Origin of the sequence: Microbulbifer sp. MI-G (assembly GCF_030440425.1) — a bacterium.
Classification (GTDB): Bacteria; Pseudomonadota; Gammaproteobacteria; order Pseudomonadales; family Cellvibrionaceae; genus Microbulbifer; species Microbulbifer spongiae.
In genome coordinates this window covers 656,340-675,283 of the sequence record NZ_CP098023.1, presented here as the reverse complement: position 1 = coordinate 675,283, position 18,944 = coordinate 656,340, and the positions used below count along the sequence as shown (strand labels likewise).

General features: G+C 58.8%; 14 protein-coding genes. 8 read left to right on the top strand and 6 right to left on the bottom strand.

All coding sequences use genetic code 11. The features are described 5' to 3' along the window. The first annotated feature begins 253 nt into the window (after positions 1 to 253). Positions 254 to 2,191, top strand: coding sequence for a PhoX family protein (locus tag M8T91_RS02660; protein ID WP_301416552.1), 1,938 nt, complete (start codon positions 254 to 256; stop codon positions 2,189 to 2,191). Between the two features lie 206 nt (positions 2,192 to 2,397). Here the strand turns inward: M8T91_RS02660 and M8T91_RS02655 are convergent, their stop codons facing one another. Beyond that, entirely contained in the window at positions 2,398 to 3,006 is a 609-nt protein-coding gene (locus M8T91_RS02655) for a MarC family protein (protein WP_301416551.1), read from the bottom strand. Positions 3,007 to 3,193: 187 nt separating this feature from the next. Between M8T91_RS02655 and aceK the strand changes: the two genes are divergently transcribed. Both aceK and M8T91_RS02645 read left to right on the top strand, forming a co-directional pair. Beyond that, on the top strand, positions 3,194 to 4,948 hold the full coding sequence (aceK, locus tag M8T91_RS02650) for a bifunctional isocitrate dehydrogenase kinase/phosphatase (RefSeq protein WP_301416550.1): 1,755 nt from the start codon (positions 3,194 to 3,196) through the stop codon (positions 4,946 to 4,948). A gap of 56 nt (positions 4,949 to 5,004) precedes the next feature. Further along, on the top strand, positions 5,005 to 5,505 hold the full coding sequence (locus tag M8T91_RS02645; protein WP_301416549.1) for a hypothetical protein: 501 nt from the start codon (positions 5,005 to 5,007) through the stop codon (positions 5,503 to 5,505). Here the strand turns inward: M8T91_RS02645 and ppk1 are convergent. Further along, positions 5,454 to 7,559 (bottom strand): polyphosphate kinase 1, encoded by a 2,106-nt coding sequence (gene ppk1, locus M8T91_RS02640; protein ID WP_301416548.1) that lies wholly within the window; start codon positions 7,557 to 7,559, stop codon positions 5,454 to 5,456. The two genes, M8T91_RS02645 and ppk1, sit on opposite strands and share 52 nt — an antisense overlap. Before the next feature lie 201 nt (positions 7,560 to 7,760). Between ppk1 and M8T91_RS02635 the strand changes: the two genes are divergently transcribed. The 3 genes from M8T91_RS02635 (at position 7,761) to M8T91_RS02625 (ending at position 11,343) form a co-directional block, all read left to right on the top strand. Further along, positions 7,761 to 9,239: a Ppx/GppA phosphatase family protein gene (locus M8T91_RS02635; protein WP_301416547.1), complete on the top strand. Its 1,479-nt coding sequence runs from the start codon at positions 7,761 to 7,763 to the stop codon at positions 9,237 to 9,239. Between the two features lie 75 nt (positions 9,240 to 9,314). Then, positions 9,315 to 10,781 (top strand): protein adenylyltransferase SelO, encoded by a 1,467-nt coding sequence (locus M8T91_RS02630; protein WP_301416546.1) that lies wholly within the window; start codon positions 9,315 to 9,317, stop codon positions 10,779 to 10,781. A gap of 142 nt (positions 10,782 to 10,923) precedes the next feature. Continuing rightward, positions 10,924 to 11,343, top strand: a complete 420-nt coding sequence (locus M8T91_RS02625; protein ID WP_301416545.1) for a DUF2147 domain-containing protein — start codon at positions 10,924 to 10,926, stop codon at positions 11,341 to 11,343. 55 nt (positions 11,344 to 11,398) lie between these two features. Here M8T91_RS02625 and M8T91_RS02620 read toward each other — a convergent pair whose 3' ends face one another. The 3 genes from M8T91_RS02620 to M8T91_RS02610 all read right to left on the bottom strand — a co-directional run bounded on the left by M8T91_RS02620 (position 11,399) and on the right by M8T91_RS02610 (position 16,060). Further along, positions 11,399 to 12,472, bottom strand: a complete 1,074-nt coding sequence (locus tag M8T91_RS02620) for an HlyD family secretion protein (RefSeq protein ID WP_301416544.1) — start codon at positions 12,470 to 12,472, stop codon at positions 11,399 to 11,401. A 375-nt stretch (positions 12,473 to 12,847) separates the two neighbouring features. Then, the gene (gene parC / locus M8T91_RS02615; RefSeq protein ID WP_301416543.1) at positions 12,848 to 15,097 is read right to left on the bottom strand and encodes a DNA topoisomerase IV subunit A; all 2,250 of its coding nucleotides are present in this window, start codon (positions 15,095 to 15,097) and stop codon (positions 12,848 to 12,850) included. 141 nt (positions 15,098 to 15,238) lie between these two features. Continuing rightward, on the bottom strand, positions 15,239 to 16,060 hold the full coding sequence (locus M8T91_RS02610; protein ID WP_301416542.1) for an arylamine N-acetyltransferase family protein: 822 nt from the start codon (positions 16,058 to 16,060) through the stop codon (positions 15,239 to 15,241). A 318-nt stretch (positions 16,061 to 16,378) separates the two neighbouring features. Between M8T91_RS02610 and M8T91_RS02605 the strand changes: the two genes are divergently transcribed. Together M8T91_RS02605 and M8T91_RS02600 are read left to right on the top strand one after the other, a co-directional pair. Then, a complete protein-coding gene (locus M8T91_RS02605; RefSeq protein ID WP_301416541.1) occupies positions 16,379 to 16,654 on the top strand; it encodes a hypothetical protein in 276 nt (91 codons plus the stop codon). Then, positions 16,654 to 17,196, top strand: a complete 543-nt coding sequence (locus M8T91_RS02600) for a hypothetical protein (RefSeq protein WP_301416540.1) — start codon at positions 16,654 to 16,656, stop codon at positions 17,194 to 17,196. The genes M8T91_RS02605 and M8T91_RS02600 overlap by 1 nt, the downstream gene beginning before the upstream one ends. Positions 17,197 to 17,569: 373 nt before the next feature. Here the strand turns inward: M8T91_RS02600 and M8T91_RS02595 are convergent, their stop codons facing one another. Beyond that, complete coding sequence (locus M8T91_RS02595) at positions 17,570 to 17,827, bottom strand: hypothetical protein (RefSeq protein WP_301416538.1); 258 nt, start codon at positions 17,825 to 17,827, stop codon at positions 17,570 to 17,572. Positions 17,828 to 18,944: the final 1,117 nt, after the last annotated feature.

The following is an 18,944-nucleotide window of genomic DNA, read 5'->3' as shown; positions in this document are numbered from 1 at the left end:
GTTTTGCCGGTGGCGTCTTTTAGCGCAGCGCAGAGTAAGTGGTGACTATGACTGTTGCGTGACGTTTTTTTTAAGGTGTCATTAATCTTTCAAAATTGACCGCTAATCTCCCTATGGAAACCTGAAGCCTTTGTGGATCAGCTCTGGCCATGACACGGGCACAACCACCCGGTGTCCGGCCTGTCAAACCGTACCGCAGAGATTCACCAAGGCGGTTGATCGCACCTATCAACGCCCTCTACCGGAGCAGAATGTGAGCCACCACCCCAAACACCCCCCTCGACGCACCCTGCTGAAAGCCCTGGGTACCACAGCAGCTGCCGGAGCCGCCGGCAAACTCATGCTGTTGCCCGGCTGCAGCAGCGAGGAGAAAAAAAACCACAGGGAGAACCTCTCTTTTACGGAAATTCCCCACGCCCTGGATTCGCAACATCACCTGCCAGAGGGATACCGCGCCGACCTGCTACTGCGCTGGGGAGACCCCATCACCGAGACGGATATCCCTTTTCACCCGGAAAAGCTGGACAGCAAAAGCCAGCAGCAGCGCTTTGGCTACAACAATGACTTTATCGCTTTTATGCCCCTGGCCCCGAATGCCCCCCCGAACCGGGGGGATATGCACGCCCGCAGCCGCAACAGCACGCGCGGGCTGTTGTGTGTAAATCACGAATACACCCAACCCCACCTGATGTTTCCCGGCTACAATGATGAATTCAGTGCCACTCGCGGTGTCAGTGGCGCCCATGTAGCGGTGGAGCAGGCCGCCTGTGGTCACTCGGTTGTGGAAATCGAACGCGGCCCGGATGGCTGGCAGATACACTTAGACAGCCCCTACAACCGGCGGATTACCGCAGCCACAGCGATGGAAATCCGCGGCCCGGCTGCCGGAGACAGGCGACTGCGCACGGCAGAAGACCCCACAGGCAGACGGGTGCTGGGCACCATCGGCAACTGCGCGGGCGGCAAAACCCCCTGGGGGACAGTACTGATCGCGGAAGAGGGATTTGGCAGTGCCTTTCAAGGGGACCCCGAAAAAATAGAAGACCCCCGCGAGGCGCGCAATCATCACAACTTTGGTATCGCCCCCTCGAACCGCAACTGGGGAAACTATGATCGCCGCTTCGATATCCAGGTGGAGCCCAACGAACCCAACCGCTTTGGCTGGATGGTGGAATACGACCCTTACAATCCAGCATCCAGGCCACGCAAGCTCACGGCCCTGGGGCGTTTTGAGCACGAGGGATTTACCCTGGTGTGCAAGCCTGGCCAGGCGGTGGTGGCCTACGGTGGCGACGATGACGAACACCAGTTCGTGTACCGTTTTATCTCCCGGGGCATTTATCGACCCGAGGACAATGTCGGCAACAGGGAACTGCTGACCGAAGGCACACTCTATGCTGCAAGGTTTGCAGACAATGGCCAGGGGGAATGGCTGGCTTTGCGCTACGGACAGGGGCCGCTCACGGAAGAGCACGGATTTCGCAACCAGGCCGATGTTCTGATCGACGCGCGCCGCGCCGCTGCTCTACTGGGCGCCACCCCCATGGATCGCCCCGAGGACGTGGAGACCAACCCCCATAATGACTGCACCTACGTAATGCTGACCAAAAACAAACAGCGCCGCAAGAACGATATCGATGCCGCCAACCCCCGTGCGCACAACACCCGCGGCCACGTCCTGGAAATTGCACCGCCGGGCACCAGCGGCAACCGCGACCACACCAGCGATGACTTCCGGTGGCAGCTCTTTCTGCTCGGGGGGGATCCCAATGCCGGGGACCCCGCCGAGCGGGGCGCCTATGGCCAGCAGTCCAGTGACAGTATCTCCCCCCACGGCTGGTTTGCCAATCCGGACAATGTCGCCTTCGACCCGCGCGGCAATATGTGGATAGCCACCGATGGTTGCGAGCGCTTCGGTTTTCACGACGGTCTCTGGGCCATGGCCACCGAGGGTCCCCTGCGCGCCGCGCCAAAGCACTTTTTCGGATGCCCCCAGGGTGCCGAAGTCTGCGGCCCGGAATTTACACCCGATGGCAAAACCCTGTTTGTATCTGTACAACACCCCGCGCAAGGGCGCAGTTCCACCTATGACAACCCCCTGCACCGCTGGCCGGATAACAACCCGAAACTGCCGCCACGCCCATCGGTACTGGCCATCTACCGGGTCGATGGCAAGACAGTGGGCAGTTAAGACCCCGCTAAGGGCTGAGGCAGTGAGTGTCTGCACACGGGTGAGGGAATAAACGCGTTCCCGCAGGGCGCTTTTCCTACAGGACTAATCCCCCTGTGTACTGGTGGCCAGTCCAGTGCGCGAGAATGGTTGTTTGAGTCGGCAATGCACGACAGGTCCCGGAACCCGATGCACCGGCGCGCAGCCAACCGGGACCGGCCTGCAGATCAGATTGAAAAGAACTGCTGGATTCCCAGCAGTATGTTCGTTGTTGCCACCGAGGCCAAAATAAGCCCCATGACCCGACTGACAATACTGGCACCGGCAGGCCCAATAAAGCGGTAAATCCATTTCGCCATCAGTATAAGCGCCAGCACGATCAGCAATACCGCCAGCATTGCCGACGCAGCTTTCAACTGATGCATCACATTGAAGCGGTGATTATCTGTCAGCACAACGGCGGCGAGCATTGCCCCGGGTGAGGCAATGGAGGGCACTGCCAGAGGGAATACGGCCGTTTCATGGCCCTCCCGCACAAATTCCACCTCCTTTTCGGGCTTGCTGTCACCAAAAATCATAGTGAGGGCAAACAGGAACAGCACTGTGCCACCGGCAACCTCAAAAGCGGACAGCGGCACCCCCATGGCCTCCAGCAGAAACTGGCCCGCAACCAAAAAGAACAGCAGGAGAGCGGTGGCAATCAGCACTGCCAGGTAGGCAATCCTGCGCTTTTTCCACTCCGCATGACCGGCAGTCACCGCAATAAAAACCGGCAGTGTACCCACAGGGTCAATCACTGCGAAGAAAATGACAAAACAGTTGATCCAATCGTTCAATAATCACCCCGGTCAGCCGTGCTACTATCCTTGCGCACTCCAGCACAGATTGCAGGCCGGCATCAGATCCTGAAGCGCAGCAGCACGAAATTGCGCCAGTAGGACAGCAGCGGCCACCACACCAATCCGAGAAGACGGGCTTGACTGCCGAATGGAAACCCTGTGCCCCAGAATCAAAGTCTAGTGTATGACCAACCACTCCCCGACCGCCCGTCGCATCGCGAAAACCATCCTGAATGGCTTCGATGCGTATTTTGCAGATTTTCAGAACATCACTCTGGGCGCCAAGGCGCGCTTCGAGACCGCCGCCTGGCAGGCGGTGCGCCAGGTTAGCAAAACGCGCATTGACCTGTATAAAACCAAGGTCAACCAGGTGTTAAGGCTGGTGCATTCCGTCACCAGCAAGGATACCAGTCAACTGGCGCTGTGGCGGGACGCCCGCGCCACCTATGCCCAATTGATCGCCAGTCACAGCAACTACGAAATCGCCGAGACTTTCTTTAATTCGGTCTTTTGCAGCCAGTTCGATCACGCCCATATTCACGACAGCAATATCTTCGTGAAACCCTCGCGCACCCCCGACGACAAACCCCTCAGGGATTACAGCATCTATATCAGTTACAGTGCCCGCGATGGCCTCGAACAGATGGTGGAGGAGATCCTCGGGGACTTCGGTTTCTCTGTCCCCTGGGAGAATCTGCCCCGCGATGTGGAGAATATCTGTGCCGCCCTGCGCGCAGTGCCGCTGGCCGGCCTGGGGAGCGGCAAACAACTGCGTGTGGACATGCTGGAGTCGGTGTTCTATCGCAATAAAGCCGCCTACCTGGTGGGGCGTATGATCTTTCACGGTGAAGTGATGCCGATGATCCTGCCCTGTCTGAACAATGGCCGCGGCGGCATCTTTGTCGACACCCTGCTGCACAGTAACGATTCCGCCAGTATTATCTTCAGCTTTACCCGCTCCTACTTTATGGTGGACGCGCCCATTCCCTCCCGTTTCGTGCGTTTTCTCTCCACCATTATGCCTTTGAAAGAAAGGTCCGAATTGTATAATTCGATCGGCTTCCACAAACACGGCAAGACGGAGTTCTACCGGCATATTCTCGCCCACATGAAAGTGAGCAACGATCAGTTTGTGATTGCGCCGGGCATTAAGGGCATGGTGATGAGTGTGTTTACCCTGCCCTCCTACCCGGTGGTATTTAAAGTCATCAAGGACCACTTTGACCGGCCCAAAACTGTCACTGAACAAATTGTCCGCGAAAAGTACAAATTTGTATCCCGCTCCGACCGGGTCGGGCGCATGGCAGACACCCAGGAATACACCAACTTTATTTTCTACCGCAATCGCTTCAGTGAGGCGTTGCTACAGGAACTACGGGATCTTGTGCCCTCAAAACTGTTGATCACCGAAAAGTGGGTCATTATCCGGCACCTCTATGTGGAGCGCCGCATGGAGCCGCTCAACCTGTATTTGCAAAACGCCAGCGAAGAGGAAACCCGCGAAGCCATGGAGGAATACGGCAACGCCATCAAGCAATTGGCCGCCGCCAATATCTTCCCTGGGGACATGCTCCTAAAAAACTTTGGAGTCACCCGACACGGTCGTGTGGTTTTTTACGATTACGACGAGCTGTGCCCTCTGACCGAGTGCCACTTTCGCAAAATTCCCGAGGCGCGCACCGCCGAGCAGGAACTGGCGGACAAACCCTGGTACACCGTGGACGAAGCGGATGTGTTCCCCGAGGAATTCCGCCTGTTTTTCTCCGGCAATCCCACCGCGCGCGCTGCCTTCGAGGAGCTTCACAGCGACCTGTACGACTACCGTTACTGGAGACGGCTCCAGGATCGCATACACGCCGGCCATGTGGAAAGCGCATTCCCCTACCGGCGCAAGTGGCGCTTTCGCCGCCGCTCCCTGGCATCTGCAGGCAGACGGTAGCTGAGTAATAAATGACTATATTGGTAGGAGGTCTCCGCTACTTGAACAGGTGATGTGTGCGTATTCGTGCATGGGGTGCAAACCTTGTGGCCCTGGCCCTGCTATCTGCCAGCGGCTGCGGTTACTTCCCCAGCGAAATGGCCATTGCGGGCAAGGAGAAAGCACCCCCACCCCATGCGCGTATCACCGGCAAACCCCAGGTTGTCAGCTGTACCACTCCCGCACGGGGGTTCCCCCCCATTGCCTTTGACGATCTCTACCTCTTTACCGATAACCCGCGCCGACCTTTCCGGGAAAACCCCGGCCTGCCTGTGCAGTATGATGTCAACGCCTATGTGTGGGGGGGGGAGCGCTGTGCCCCGCAGGCTTTTTGCAACAACGGGGATTACTACTGGCTGGTCGGCAGTGGGCCCGGCAACGACTTCCAGGCCTGGGCGAGTACACCGCACTATCCGCGCATGACCATTCAATCTCCCTGCAGCGGACAACTGCAGGTGGGGCAGCGCTACCGCTTCTCTTTCAGCCGCGGACAACTGGTGGGCTTTAGCCGGGACTGAGAGGCTCTGGCGGTGCTGTGCTGTTTCAGATAGCGATAAATCGCATCCTGTGCGCGACATCCCCGGCCTGTGTTATTGGCCAGGCGCCGGTTGCTCTGCCGCGCATCCAGAATCCGCGCTTTCTGGTTGTCACTCCATTGCAGCTCGAGGATTTTGCGCACCAGGCTGCGATGCGCGCTCTGGGTAATGGGAAAGGTCACCTCGACCCGGTGATCCAGATTGCGCGTCATCAGGTCTGCCGATGACATCCATATCAACTCCTCTCCCCCGTTGTGGAAAATATACACCCGCGCGTGCTCCAGGAATTTGTCCACCAGGCTGATCACCTGGATATTCTCCGAGAGCCCCGGGGTCTCGCAGACCAGCGTGCACATGCTGCGCACGATAATGCGAACCCTGACCCCGGCGGCGCCGGCGCGGTAGAGGCGCTCGACCATCTGGCTGTCCACCAGGTTGTTGCATTTGAAAAACAGTTCGGCGCGGCGCCCCTGAGCGGCCGCCTCTATCTCTCTGTCGATCGCCTGCATCAGGGCCGCGCGATTCGTGAGCGGGGAAACCGCAATATGCTGAAATACCGGCCGGCGCCGGGTGGAGCGGATCAACTCAAACACGTTGTGCACATCCCGCCCCAGTGCCTGGTTGCTGGTGAGCAGACTGAAATCACAGTAGATGCGCGCGGTATTCTCGTTGAAATTGCCTGTGCCCAAATGGCTGTAGTATCGCGTTTTCCCCTCTTCCCGCCGAATAATGGAGATCAGCTTGCAGTGCACCTTTAAGCCCGGCACCCCGTAGATCACCTCGACGCCGGCGTCGCGCAACTCCTCTGACCAGTGGATATTCGCCAACTCATCAAAACGTGCGCGCAATTCCACAACCGCAATGACCTTCTTGTTATTGCGCACCGCATTGACCAGGGCGGCAACCACCTGGGAGTTTTTTGCCACCCGGTAGAGATTAATGCGAATTTCATGTACCAGTGGATCAATGGCGGCGGAGGCGAGTAAATTGGTGATGACGCGGAAATCGTGATAGGGGTAGTAATAGAGACGGTCGGCACGGCGTATATGGGAGAAGGCGCTCTCGCCGCAGGGCAGGGTCGGCAATGGTACCAGAGGCTTGTAGTTGTAGCGGGCAGCACCTGCGGGAAATTTCATCAGATCCTTGGAATTGTGATAACGCCCCCCCGGTGTATAGGTATCATAGCGCCCCATCTTCAGTTTTTTCTTCACCAGGTTCAGCAGCGTTGGCGGCATGTCCGCATCGTAGGCCAGGCGCACGGGATCGGCCCGCCTGCGCCGCTTGAGGGATTTTTCCATGCGGTCCACAAGGTTCTGGGTGATCTGCTCGCCCAGTTCCAGCTCCGCATCCCGACTGATTTTGAACATATACGCACGCGCCGTGCGAATGGGCAGGACATCGCGAAACACCTCCACCAAACAAGCGCGAATAATATTGTCCAGTACGATATAGACCTGTTCGCGCTTGCCTTCGCGCGGGGGAATCAAGACGAAGCGAGACAGCGTATTGGTGGGAATCTCCATAGCCGCACAGCGCAGCGAACCGTCTTTCAATTGCAGCTGGATCGCAAAATAGATACGCGCCTCATTGAGCAGGGGCATGGTTTCGCGGTCATCAATAAAAAACGGCTCCAGTTCCGGCAGTACCTCCCGGTGAAAATAGTCCTCCACAAATGATCGCTGCGGCTGCGTTAACTTACTCTCTTTAACCAGATAAATATCCTGTTGGCCCAAGCCCGCCATGACCTTGGCGTAGGCGCGGGCATAGCGCCTCTGCAGGCGCAATATCCGCTCGTTTATCTGGCCCAGGAGCTTGGCAAAGTGTTTTTTCTGCGCCTCCCCTCTGGCAAAAGCCGCAAGTCGGCGCACATCCGCAACGCGCACGCGAAAAAATTCATCCAGGTTGTTGGAAAAAATCCCCAAAAAGCGCACCCGTTCGATAATGGGCACGCTTTCATCCTCCACTTCCTGCAGTACCCGCTCGTTGAAGGAGAGCCAGCTCAATTCTTTCGGGTAGAGGGGTATATCATTAGGCATGGGCAATCTGCGAAAATACCTTCGGCTTCCTGTGAGTTGCCATCTGCCCCGGGGAAGTGGCAACCGGCTGCGGCCCCCAGATGCGGGGAATGCCGCAAAAGCGCACCCCGGCCTCAAAGGCCGGGGACGCCTATCCTGATCACTGGGTGATACCGCTAATAGTAGAGCAGATAACCGTCTCAATTCACTAAGGGAGCCGGGATGCCGATGCAGACGCCAACAGAACGCTACGCCGCCCTCGACCTGGGTTCCAACAGCTTTCACCTGCTGCTGGCGGAATTCCGCGGTCAGCGCATGCTGCGCCTGCATACGGACCACGCCATGGTGCGCCTGGCCGAGGGCCTCGATGCAAAGCGCCACCTGGACCCGGTGATTTCCGAGCGCGCCCTGGCGGCGCTCCAGCGCTTCCGGCCGGTACTGGAAAAGCTGCCCGCAGACCATATCCGCGTGGTGGGCACCAAGGCGTTACGCGCCGCGGCGGCCAGTGCGGACACCTTTCTCGAAAAGGCGGAGTCCATCCTCGGTACACCGGTGGAAATTATCAGTGGCATTGAGGAGGCACGCCTGATTTATACCGGAGTGATGGCCGCTGCGGACGAGCCGCCCCGGCCGCGTTGCATTATCGATATCGGCGGCGGCTCCACCGAGTTGGTGCGCGCCAGTGAAACGCCGGAGCAACTGCAGAGCCTGTATCTGGGTTGTGTGGTTTACAGCAAGCGCTATTTTGCCGATGGCATTATTGGCAGGTGCACCGTCAATCACTTCCACCGGGCACAGCGGGCGGCGCGCGCGAAATTGCAGGAATTGCAACACATGGCCGCAGAAGCCGAAGTGATTGGCTGCTCCGGCACCGTCAAAGCGGTATCCCGGGTACTCAACGGCGGCGAGGTGGCGGATATCAAACGCGGGGATATCGACCAATTGGCAAGCACGGTCGCCGCGGCAGAACATATCGCAGAGTTGGACCTGCCCCACCTGGAAGAGGAGCGACGCCCGGTCTTTGCCGCCGGCCTGGCGATACTCCACGCCATTTTCTGCGAACTGGACATACAGCGCATGGCGGTCTCTCCCTATGGGATCCGCGAAGGCATCGTGCACGACCTGGCCGGGCGGCTGCACGGCGGGGACCGTCGCTTCGAGACCGTGAGGGCGATGATGCAGCGCTGGCAGGTGCACACCAACCAGGTCCGGCGTGTCAGTGATACCGCCCTCAAGCTGCTGCAGCAGTTGCGCCCGACCTGCCCACTGGAGGACAGGCAGCGGCTGCGCTGGGCCATTCAATTACACGAACTGGGCCTGGCACTGACCCACAGCAACTTCCGCAAGCTGGGCGCCTATATGATCAAACACGCCGATATGGCGGGTTTTTCCAAAAGCGAACAGGAACACCTGGCCTACCTGGTGCGCAACCAGCGCGGCCGTATCAAAAAACCCAGGGAACACTACGGTTTCCACCCCAATCCGGATCTGCTGCTGTGCCTGCGTCTGGGCTGTATCATCCACCGCGACCGCAGCGAGCGCTCGCTGCGAGGCATCAACCTGGCCCGCCAGGGAGACGCCTACCGCCTGCAGGTTGAACGCCAATGGCTGGACGCCAGCCCGGCCATTGAGGAACTGCTTTACCAGGAGGAGCAGCACTGGCAGTCGCAACCCCACCCGCTGCGTCTGCTGGCCGTATGACTTTCCCCATGCCTGAGTCTCCGCGTACCCTGCGCAGCGGGCCCCGTATCACTTTCCACCCTACACTCAGTCACTATGAAACTCAGCGAAGTTACCCTCAGCCACCATTACGCCGATCTGGGTGATGCCTTTGGCACCCCGATCGAGCCCACGCCGTTCAGACATCCCCGCTTGATCGACACCAATCCGGCCGTGCTGTCGCTGCTGGGCATCGATCCCGAAGAGGCCACAAACCCCGCCTGGGCCCAGTTGGGATCGGGGGCCAGGCTGTTCAAGGGCAGCCGCCCCTTCGCGATGAAATACGCCGGTCACCAGTTTGGGGTCTACAACCCGGACCTGGGGGATGGCCGCGCGCTGCTGCTGGGTGAGATCGAACAGGCCGGGCGGCGCTGGGAGCTGCACCTGAAAGGCGCCGGACTGACCCCCTACTCCCGCTTTGGCGACGGCCGCGCGGTGCTGCGCTCCACCCTGCGGGAGTACCTGGCGGGGGAGGCCCTGAGCGGGCTGGGCATCCGCTCCACCCGTGCCCTGTGCATCGTCGGCAGCGACGAGCCGGTCACGCGCGAGCGGATCGAGCAGGGCGCGATGTTGATTCGTGTGGCCGAGAGTCACGTGCGCTTCGGCCACTTCGAGTACCTGTTTTACACCAAGCAACTGCAGGCCCTGCAGCAGCTGATCGGCGAGATCTGCAGGCGCTTTGTGGCGGATTCCGAGGGGCTCAGCGCGGGCGGGCAGGCCGAGGCGCTGCTGCGCTTCACGACCAGACGCAGCGCGGAACTGGTGGCGGGCTGGCAGGCGGAGGGCTTTGCCCACGGCGTACTCAACACCGACAACATGTCGATTATCGGCGATACCTTCGACTACGGCCCCTACGCTTTCCTGGACGATTACGATCCCGCGTATATCTGCAATCACTCGGACCACACCGGTCGCTACGCCTTCGCACAGCAGCCCGGGGTGGTGTTGTGGAACCTGAACGCCCTGGCCCATGCCCTCTCCGGTGTTGTGGAGGTGGACACCCTGCGCGACTGTCTGGAACAGTTTCAGCCCATGGTCACCGACGCCTACGCCGCGCGTATGCGCGCCAAACTGGGCCTGGCCACCGAGGAGGAGAGCGACCACAAACTGTGTGCGGCGCTGCTGCAGTTACTGCAGCACAGCGGGACCGACTACGCCCTGTTCTTTCGCACCCTGTCCCGCTACCGCGGCGAGAGGCCGGCCTCGGCACTGCGCGAGCGGATCCCCCCCGCGCAGCACAGCGAACTGGCACAGTGGCTGGAGCACTACGACAGCCGTCTGGCGCGGGAAAACAGCGACGCCGGCAGGCGCAGCCCCGCCATGCTAGAAACGAACCCAAAGTACATTCTGCGCAATTATTTGGCACAGAAGGTCATCGAGGCTGCCGAAAAGGGCGACTATCATCCCTTGCGGACCTTGCGCCGGCTGCTGCAGTCCCCCTTCGAGGAGCACCCGCAGCACGAGGCCTGGGCCATTGCCCCACCGGAATCCGCCAAGCGCATCCCGCTCAGCTGCTCTTCCTGAGGCGCAGTGACCGGAATGCTGTCGGGATAAGGCCGCCGGCCGGTTTTTTGCGGATACCCGTTGTGGGTGGCAGCCCGCCGGCATCGCGGTGTATGAATTTTTATAATATCCTGGTCACAAATAAATAGAGGAACAACAACCGATGATTAAAAACCTGCTGTTGGTTTCCCTCGGCCTTTTGATCGCCCTGCAGGCCAGTGCCGCAGACGTTGTGGGCCAGTGGCGCACCATCGACGATGAAACCGGCCAGCCCAAGTCCATTGTGGAAATCTACGAAAAAGGTGGCAAATACTACGGCAAAATCGCAACGCTTCTCTCCAGGCCCAGTGACACCATTTGTGAAAAATGCCCCGGCGACCTGAAAGGCAAACCGCTTGTGGGCATGGATGTGATTACCGGGATGGTGAAGAAGGGGGACCAATACTCGGGCGGGAAGATTATGGACCCCACCAAGGGCAAAGTGTACGACTGCAAGTTCTGGCTCGAGGGCGACAATACGCTCAAGCTGCGCGGTTACCTGGGGTTCTTCTACCGCACCCAGACCTGGCAGCGGGTGCAGTAAGCTCCAGGCCCACCCCCAGGCGGTCCCCCGGCAGCGGGAAACGCCTCTGCAGGCACTACAGGACTACCCTGCCGCGCGCGCCGCTGGAGGCCCGCGCCGCTATAACCTTGTCGTCCTCGCCGGTATCAATCCGCACCTCGGCGCTCATGCCTGCGCGCAGGGCCGGTGCATCCTTGAGGGGGTAGAGGCGCAGCCGCACCGGCACCCGCTGCACGACCCCCTCCCGGCGACTACTGGCATCTTGCCCGGGTAACGGGGTGAATTCGCTGCTGCTTGCGGGGCTCATACTGTCCACCTGGGCCTGCCAGCGGAAATCCGGATAGGCCGCCAGGGTAACCTCTGCCTGCTGGCCTACACGCACACGGCCCAGCGCGGTTTCCTCCAGCTCCGCCTCCACCCACAGTTCGCTGGAATCGATCATGTCCAGCAGGCGGGTGCCGGCCGTGGCCATTTCCCCCACCTGGGGCAGGGTATTGGCAATAGTGCCGTCCACCGGGGCGATTATTCGGGTGCGCGATAACTGGAAGCGGGCCCTGTCCAGTTGCGCCTGGGCCACTTTCAGATCGGCCTGCTCCTCCAAAGCGATGTCCGGATCACCGCCCAGTTTTGCGCGCAGGCTGGAGAGCTTCTCGGCATTGATCGCAATCTGCGCCCCGGCCTGCTCCAGCTGCTGACGCGCGCTGTCCAGTTCCGCCTCGGAAAAAGCCATCTGGCCGAGCTTTTCATTGCGCGCCAACTGACGCCGGTAGAATTCCGCATCCTTGCGCGCCTGCTGCAGGGCTGCATCGGCTTCGGCATACTCGGCGCGACGCGCCAGCAGCCCGTTGCGCACCTGGGCCAGGTGCGCCTCCGCTTCCGCCACGGCCAGTTCAAAGGCGGTGCGATCTATCTGGATCAGCAATTGTCCCTGGTGCACCGGCTGGTTGGCGCGCACCAGCACCCGGGTGATGACACCGCTCACCTCCGGAGCCAGGGAGACCTTATCGGCTTTGACAAAGGCATGTTCGGCCTCCACCAGGTGGGTGCCGCCAAACAGGCGCCAGCCGGCTGCCAGGATTACCACCGCCAGCACCAGGCCCAGTTTGCGCAGGGCCACAGGGCCCAGTTTTAAGTGCCGCTTGTCCGTCACATTCACTCTCTTCGGGTGTCAGGTTTCTGTGCAGCCTGCCATGGCCACTGACAGGGTTGTCGCTCTCAAAGCAAAACCCCACCAGCGCCTGCGGGCGGGTCTGCTGCGCCCGTTTTTTGTTCCGGTTCACACCGGTATCGGAGCTCGGCTTTCTGACGGGATGGATACCACAGTGCGGTGACCGGCACATGGCCCAGGGCAGCCAGACACGGAGCCCGGCCACAAACCCGTTTCCTGGCGCGCTCTACCTCTTTAGGGGCCCCATTATAGGCCTGATGAATATTTCATCAATGTGCCAGGGGATGGTGGTGTGGCGGGCAGTGCGCAAAGCGGCCCTGGCGGCCGCCTGCCCCACTGGCAGCAGGTGTGCTGTGCCTACTTTTCCAGCACCTCAATCCTGTCCACCTTCTGGAAGCCTCTCGGCAGCTTGTTACCCCGGCGGCCGCGCTCGCCCCGGTAGTGATCCATCTCCGAAATCCTGATCCTGGTGTGACGTTTGCCCGCGTGTACCAGCAGCTGGCTTTTGCCTTCCAGCACGGCCACACCAACCACCACTTCCTCGCGACTGGCCGCCCGCGCCGCGGTGATATTGATGACCTTGTTGCCCTTGCCCTTGGACAGCTCCGGCAGCTCGCTCACCGGAAATACCAGCATCCGGCCCTCGGAGGTCACCGCCGCCAGCAGGGCCTCCTGCGGGCAATGCAGGACACAGGGGGGCAGTACCCGGGCGCCATTGGGCAGGGTCAACAGGGCCTTGCCCGACTTGTTGCGCGACTGCAGGTCCGACAACCGGGCAATAAAGCCATAGCCGGCATCGGAAGCCAGCAGGATGCGCTGGTTGTCCGGGCCCATCAACAACCCCTCGAAAGTGGCCCCGGAAGGCGGGTTGATACGCCCACTGAGCGGCTCGCCCTGGCCCCGTGCCGAGGGCAGCGAGTGGGCGGCGATGGCATAACTGCGCCCCGTGCTATCCAGCAGCAGGGCCGGCTGGTTGCTCTTGCCGCGCGCGGCAAAACCCAGGCCGTCGCCGGCCTTGTAGCTGAGGGCGGCGGGATCGATGTCATGGCCTTTGGCCGCGCGGATCCAGCCCTTCCTGGACAGCACCACGGTGATCGGATCGGCGGAGAGCAGCTCCGCTTCGCTAAAGGCCCTGGATTCTTCCCGCGTGACAATCGGCGAGCGGCGCTTATCCCCAAATGCCTTGGCGGCAGCCAACAACTCTTTCTTGATCAAAGTCTTCAGGCGGCGCTCACTGCCCAGGGTTTTGCTGAGGGTATCCCGCTCTTTTTCCAGCTCCGCCTGTTCACCGCGAATCTTCATCTCTTCCAGGCGCGCCAACTGGCGCAGCCTGGTATCGAGAATGTAATCCGCCTGCACCTCGGTCAGCTCGAAGCGCTCCATCAATTCCTGCCTGGGCTCATCGCAAGTGCGGATAATCTCGATCACTTCATCGATATTGAGAAAGGCGATCAGCAACCCCGCAAGCAGGTGCAGGCGTTTCTCCACCTTGTCCAGGCGGAACTGCAGGCGGCGGCGGGTGGTGGTGGCGCGGAAGGTCAGCCATTCGCGCAGTATTTTATCGAGGGCTTTCACCTGGGGGCGCCCGTCGATGCCGATCATATTCATATTGACGCGGTAATTGCGCTCCAGATCGGTGGTGGCAAACAGGTGGTGCATCACCGCCTCCACATCCACCCGGTTGGAGCGGGGTACGATCACCAGACGTGTGGGGTTTTCATGGTCCGACTCGTCGCGCAGGTCGGCAATCATCGGCAGCTTCTTGGCCTGCATCTGCTGGGCAATCTGCTCCAGTACCTTGGCACCACTGACCTGGTGGGGCAGCGCGGTGACCACGATATCCCCATCCTCCCCGCTCCACAGGGCGCGCATCCTGATGGAACCGCGACCGGTCTCATAGAGTTTGCGCATATCCTCGCGCGGGGTGATGATCTCCGCCTCTGTGGGCATATCCGGGCCGGGAATATGCGCGCACAGGTCCTCGACGGTGGCTTTGGGGTTTTCCAGCAGGGCCACGGTGGCGTTGACCACTTCGCACAGGTTGTGGGGCGGAATATCCGTGGCCATCCCAACCGCAATACCGGTGGTGCCATTTAACAGGATATTGGGTACCTGCGCCGGCAGCACACAGGGCTCCTCCAGAGTGCCGTCGAAATTGGGCTGCCAGTCCACCGTGCCCTGACCCAGCTCCGACAACAGCACTTGCGAATAATTGCCCATCCGCGACTCGGTGTAACGCATGGCGGCAAAAGACTTGGGATCGTCCGGCGAACCCCAGTTGCCCTGGCCGTCCACCAACGGGTAGCGATAGCTGAACGGCTGCGCCATCAGCACCATGGCCTCGTACACGGCACTGTCGCCATGGGGGTGGTACTTACCAATCACATCACCGACCGTGCGCGCAGATTTCTTGTACTTGGCGGAACTCTTCAGCCCCAGTTCACTCATGGCGTACACAATACGCCGCTGTACCGGCTTCAGGCCGTCACCAATATTGGGCAGGGCGCGGTCCAGGATCACGTACATGGAGTAATCCAGGTACGCTTTTTCGGTATACGCCTTCAGCGGCAGGCGCTCGGTGGCCTCGTAGACAGTGGTGTCGGTCATGCAGCACTCGTTGTTCGATTTGCGAGGGGCGGATTATGGCGGACCGCAACGGGAGGTTCAAAGGGGGTGGCGCACCGGGCCAGCCTGAAGCGCAGGGCTCGAGACGGGGATCTGCCACCAGCCCGGTTAAGCGGCCACCTTTTAAAAAATACCTGCCAATTTGCGATCTGCACCTGCCCCGGAGGGCACCTCAATACCAAACACCGCCAGCAATGTGCGGCGCAAATCCCCCACATCGGCCAGCGTTTTCTCGGTTTTGGGGCCATCGATCGGTTGGTAGCTCAACTGGCGGTCCAGCAGTACATGGCGCCCCTCGGGCACTATTCGCGTTGCAATCAGCTGCTGCACAAAACGGGACTCCGGGTGTGTACAGCAATACCAGTTGGCCATTTTGTAATCCCCCGCGGTGCGTGGCCTGCAATCAAAGCGATACAAGGGCGCCCAACCCTGCGCAATGCGGATTTCCAGCAGGTATTCTTCCCCTATTAATGTCAGGCGGTAAACCGCATGGGGGGTGCTCTGCCGGGCAGCAGAATCCATCCGCAAAGGGGCCGAGGGGGTATTGCTGCCAAACCCCGCATCCAGCAGATAGGGGACACCCTCCAACACAACCCGCAGTAACATATGGGACTGAGCGGATTGATGCCCCTCGGGCATTTGCCACAGGACACGGGCAGCGAGCCCCGTCACCTGAAAACCGATCTGCTGCAGGACCGCGCGCAGGAGCGCATTCTGTTCAAAACAATAGCCCCCGCGCTGGTGATGCACCAGTTTGTCCTCAATGGCGGCCAGTTCAATATTGACCGGCTCACCAAGAAAGGGGGTGATATTCTCAAAAGGGATACTGTCAATATGCCGGGCTAGCAGTGCCTTGAGGGTTTGCAGCGTTTGCGCCGGCCTGCCGCTGTAGCCAATACGTGCAAAGTAGCTGTCCAAATCAATGCCGTGTGTGTCCGCTGTCATCTGCCTGTTATCCTCCGGGCCGGGTTTCAATACGGGGCAGCCTAACAGCGCAACTTAGGTTGAGGTCAATACCGGAAAACAGCCTGTTTACGCTGGGCCCCCAGCCTCAGGGACCTTTACAACCCTGACAGGACAGATTGAAAATTCCGCAAAGAATGGTAAGGCAGGTTTACGTTTTCTGAGCGCCATACGCAGAGTAGGAACCGGTAGACAAAGGCAGGTTTTGCCCAGGTGGGCGGGGATGAATCCAGTTGCCTCAATAGTCCCGATAGTTAAAAATACCCGGAATCCTATAATAAGTCGGCTTTAAGGGACTGCATGACCGATACGCTCAAAGATATACTCTCCTTTGTGCAGGAGATGGGCCTCAAGAACGGTCTCTTTGTCATCTTTTTCATCTTTGCACACTACTTGTTGTTCTGGATGTACCGCGGTCGCCTGAAAGATCGCCAGCTTGAAATCGATCGGCTGGCAGCGGATAATCGGGAATACCGAGATAGGTTTCTGAAGCTGATGGACAACGCCTTTTCTTACTCCCCACCAACCAGAAAGACGGCACCCAGAAAGCCCGTCAATGAAAAGGAGTCTGGTTAATGCTCTATATACTGCTGGCAATGGCCCTGCTCGGCACGGCCGTTCAGTTATACCGGCTTGCAGAGATGAAAAAGCATGATCAGCATTTATTTGAGCTTTGCCAGTTGCGCAGGGATGCCATCCGCTACCTCTCCAACGCTTACGAAGATCTCACCAGAACAGACTATATCGCCCTCAGAAAGATCAACGATGCCCTGAGTACCATGATTGCGAGCTACAGCGAGCAGAGAACGGTTATCTTCAATCTCAAACGGTTTTCTGTGCACCTGGATGAACTGAAAGCCTTCGAGAACAAGGCTAAAAATATATCCACCAGCAATACAGAAATACAAAATCTGCTCAACAGAATACACCACTCCATTTTTAAAGCCTTTCTCGCATTTACCCCCCAGTTGAAATCGGAACTGGCCTTCACACTTGAACTGCACCTGATCACATTCGGTGTGCGTGCAGGAATCAATTCCCTGAAAGGCTATTTACTGAGCCTCAAGGAAGCGAAAATGATGGTTAATGCCTTTAAGCAGTCGACCGCGCCCTGCTAGCTTCTAACTTCTAGCTTCTGCCGTTGCCCGCAACGGATTGCCTTGTAAAACGGGTTTCGTCTAGTTGCAATCCCGCTTTCTCTTGATTGTATCCTTGACTGCCTTTCGGGATTACTCGAAACCCTTCACCACCAAGTCCGCTCCGCCTGTGCCCATAGACGCTTTCTGTTTCCAGCCAGGATACTGCAAAGCGGTAAAACCTTGCCCACAGGAAAGCGCATGATGCTTACCGCTGCAAGTGCAAAAACGAAAGAGCCCCGGTAGCCGACGCGCTTACCTCCCCGCAGTGACAGCACAGGCAGGTAAGCGCTGGCGATGCTGCTTATGGCTGCACAGGTTTTCGAGGTGCCCGCTCTGACTCTCAGAGCCCCGTTTATTTATCGGGTCGCGGCTTGAATGGTCTGATAATGGCTGGGGGCTTTTCGATTGGCCCCTCCTCCAGCGCACGGGCTTCGTCCAGTGGGTAGGTTTCGTCCAACCATTGCAGGAAATGCACGGCCCGCATCACCCGGTTGCCCCTGCCGGGCGCAATATGCAGGTCTACGGCATTCTCTTTGATGGCGACCAGCGTGAAGGTGAAATAATCCCCCAGCTCCACCGGCTGAAACAATCGACAGGGTAATATAGGCATTTTTATAGGCTCCTTGACTCGCCTGTGACGGAAAGGTGCCGAAAAAGCACAGCGCTTTGTGCGGTTTCTCCCGCCGCAGGCGTAGTCCATGTGGAAAAAAACAAAGGGAAATATGCAGGGCGCGCAGCCAGAGAGGCGGTGCGCGGCTGAAGTAAAAGACCACACCAATCATCACGCAACGCCACAGCACACTCCGCCGCCGGGGGCAGGAGTGACCCGAAATGCATACCTTCAAAAAGACCTTTATTGAAGACGAACGAGTGTATGGCGTATCATTCAAGACAGCCTCGCTAGATAGTTCGTTTATCTATTGGGGTTAGCCATTCCTCGGTGTTACCAGCACCGGGGGGTGGCGTTTTTCTATCATTTACGCGGTCATGATGCGGTCCTGCTTTATTGGTTGAAGCTTAGTTGTGGCTGTGGATTGCCCGCAAGCGCCCCGGTTGCAGGGCGCCTTGCGGGCGGAATCACAATGACTGTTAAGCGTTTTTTCGGCTTTATTCTCTGTTTTTTTGTTCGCTTAGGCCGGATTACCGCTTGGCGGTAGGGCAGCAGACCTTACCGTAATCCTTTTTTACAGGGAATACAATCAAGCCGAAGCTTTAGGCGACACCGAATTCAGTTTCCCTGGCGGGTAACGATTGGCCAGGGATTTTGGTTAACTGCAACTGTGTATCCGGCACGAACAGGGCAGTACGAACCCCCACGAAATGCAGCGTATGTTTCTGGATGCCGATGCATGCTGTCGATTCGATAGACCGAGCGGCTTAATGATACGGGCTTCCAGGCATCTTCTTCCGCGACTCCTACGACAACTCATTGGCAGAAACCATCAACAGTTTATTCAAAATGGAGATCCTCTACAGAGGGGCAGGCACTGGAAAGGTCTAGATGAGGATGAACGCGCAACCTTGACCTAGGGCAATTGGTTTAACTATTGCCGCATTTTCGGGCCAATTGGCGATATGCCTCCAGCCGAATACAAAAACTTGTATTATCAACAAGCTGAGTCTTCCCAAGCGGCATGACTCAAATCAAATTGCCTCCGGCAAACCCAAGGTGATTTAGTTCACTCATAATTAGGCGCCCACTTATCAACAGGCGAGCGCCTAATTTA

Excerpts from the sequence above, each read along its gene's own strand:
- aceK (WP_301416550.1), top strand. The coding sequence starts at position 3,194 with ATGACCAACCACTCCCCGACCGCCCGTCGCATCGCGAAAACCATCCTG.
- ppk1 (WP_301416548.1), bottom strand. The coding sequence starts at position 7,559 with ATGCCTAATGATATACCCCTCTACCCGAAAGAATTGAGCTGGCTCTCC.
- M8T91_RS02635 (WP_301416547.1), top strand. The coding sequence starts at position 7,761 with ATGCCGATGCAGACGCCAACAGAACGCTACGCCGCCCTCGACCTGGGT.
- M8T91_RS02630 (WP_301416546.1), top strand. The coding sequence starts at position 9,315 with ATGAAACTCAGCGAAGTTACCCTCAGCCACCATTACGCCGATCTGGGT.
- M8T91_RS02625 (WP_301416545.1), top strand. The coding sequence starts at position 10,924 with ATGATTAAAAACCTGCTGTTGGTTTCCCTCGGCCTTTTGATCGCCCTG.
- parC (WP_301416543.1), bottom strand. The coding sequence starts at position 15,097 with ATGACCGACACCACTGTCTACGAGGCCACCGAGCGCCTGCCGCTGAAG.
- M8T91_RS02610 (WP_301416542.1), bottom strand. The coding sequence starts at position 16,060 with ATGACAGCGGACACACACGGCATTGATTTGGACAGCTACTTTGCACGT.
- M8T91_RS02605 (WP_301416541.1), top strand. The coding sequence starts at position 16,379 with ATGACCGATACGCTCAAAGATATACTCTCCTTTGTGCAGGAGATGGGC.
- M8T91_RS02600 (WP_301416540.1), top strand. The coding sequence starts at position 16,654 with ATGCTCTATATACTGCTGGCAATGGCCCTGCTCGGCACGGCCGTTCAG.
- M8T91_RS02595 (WP_301416538.1), bottom strand. The coding sequence starts at position 17,827 with ATGCCTATATTACCCTGTCGATTGTTTCAGCCGGTGGAGCTGGGGGAT.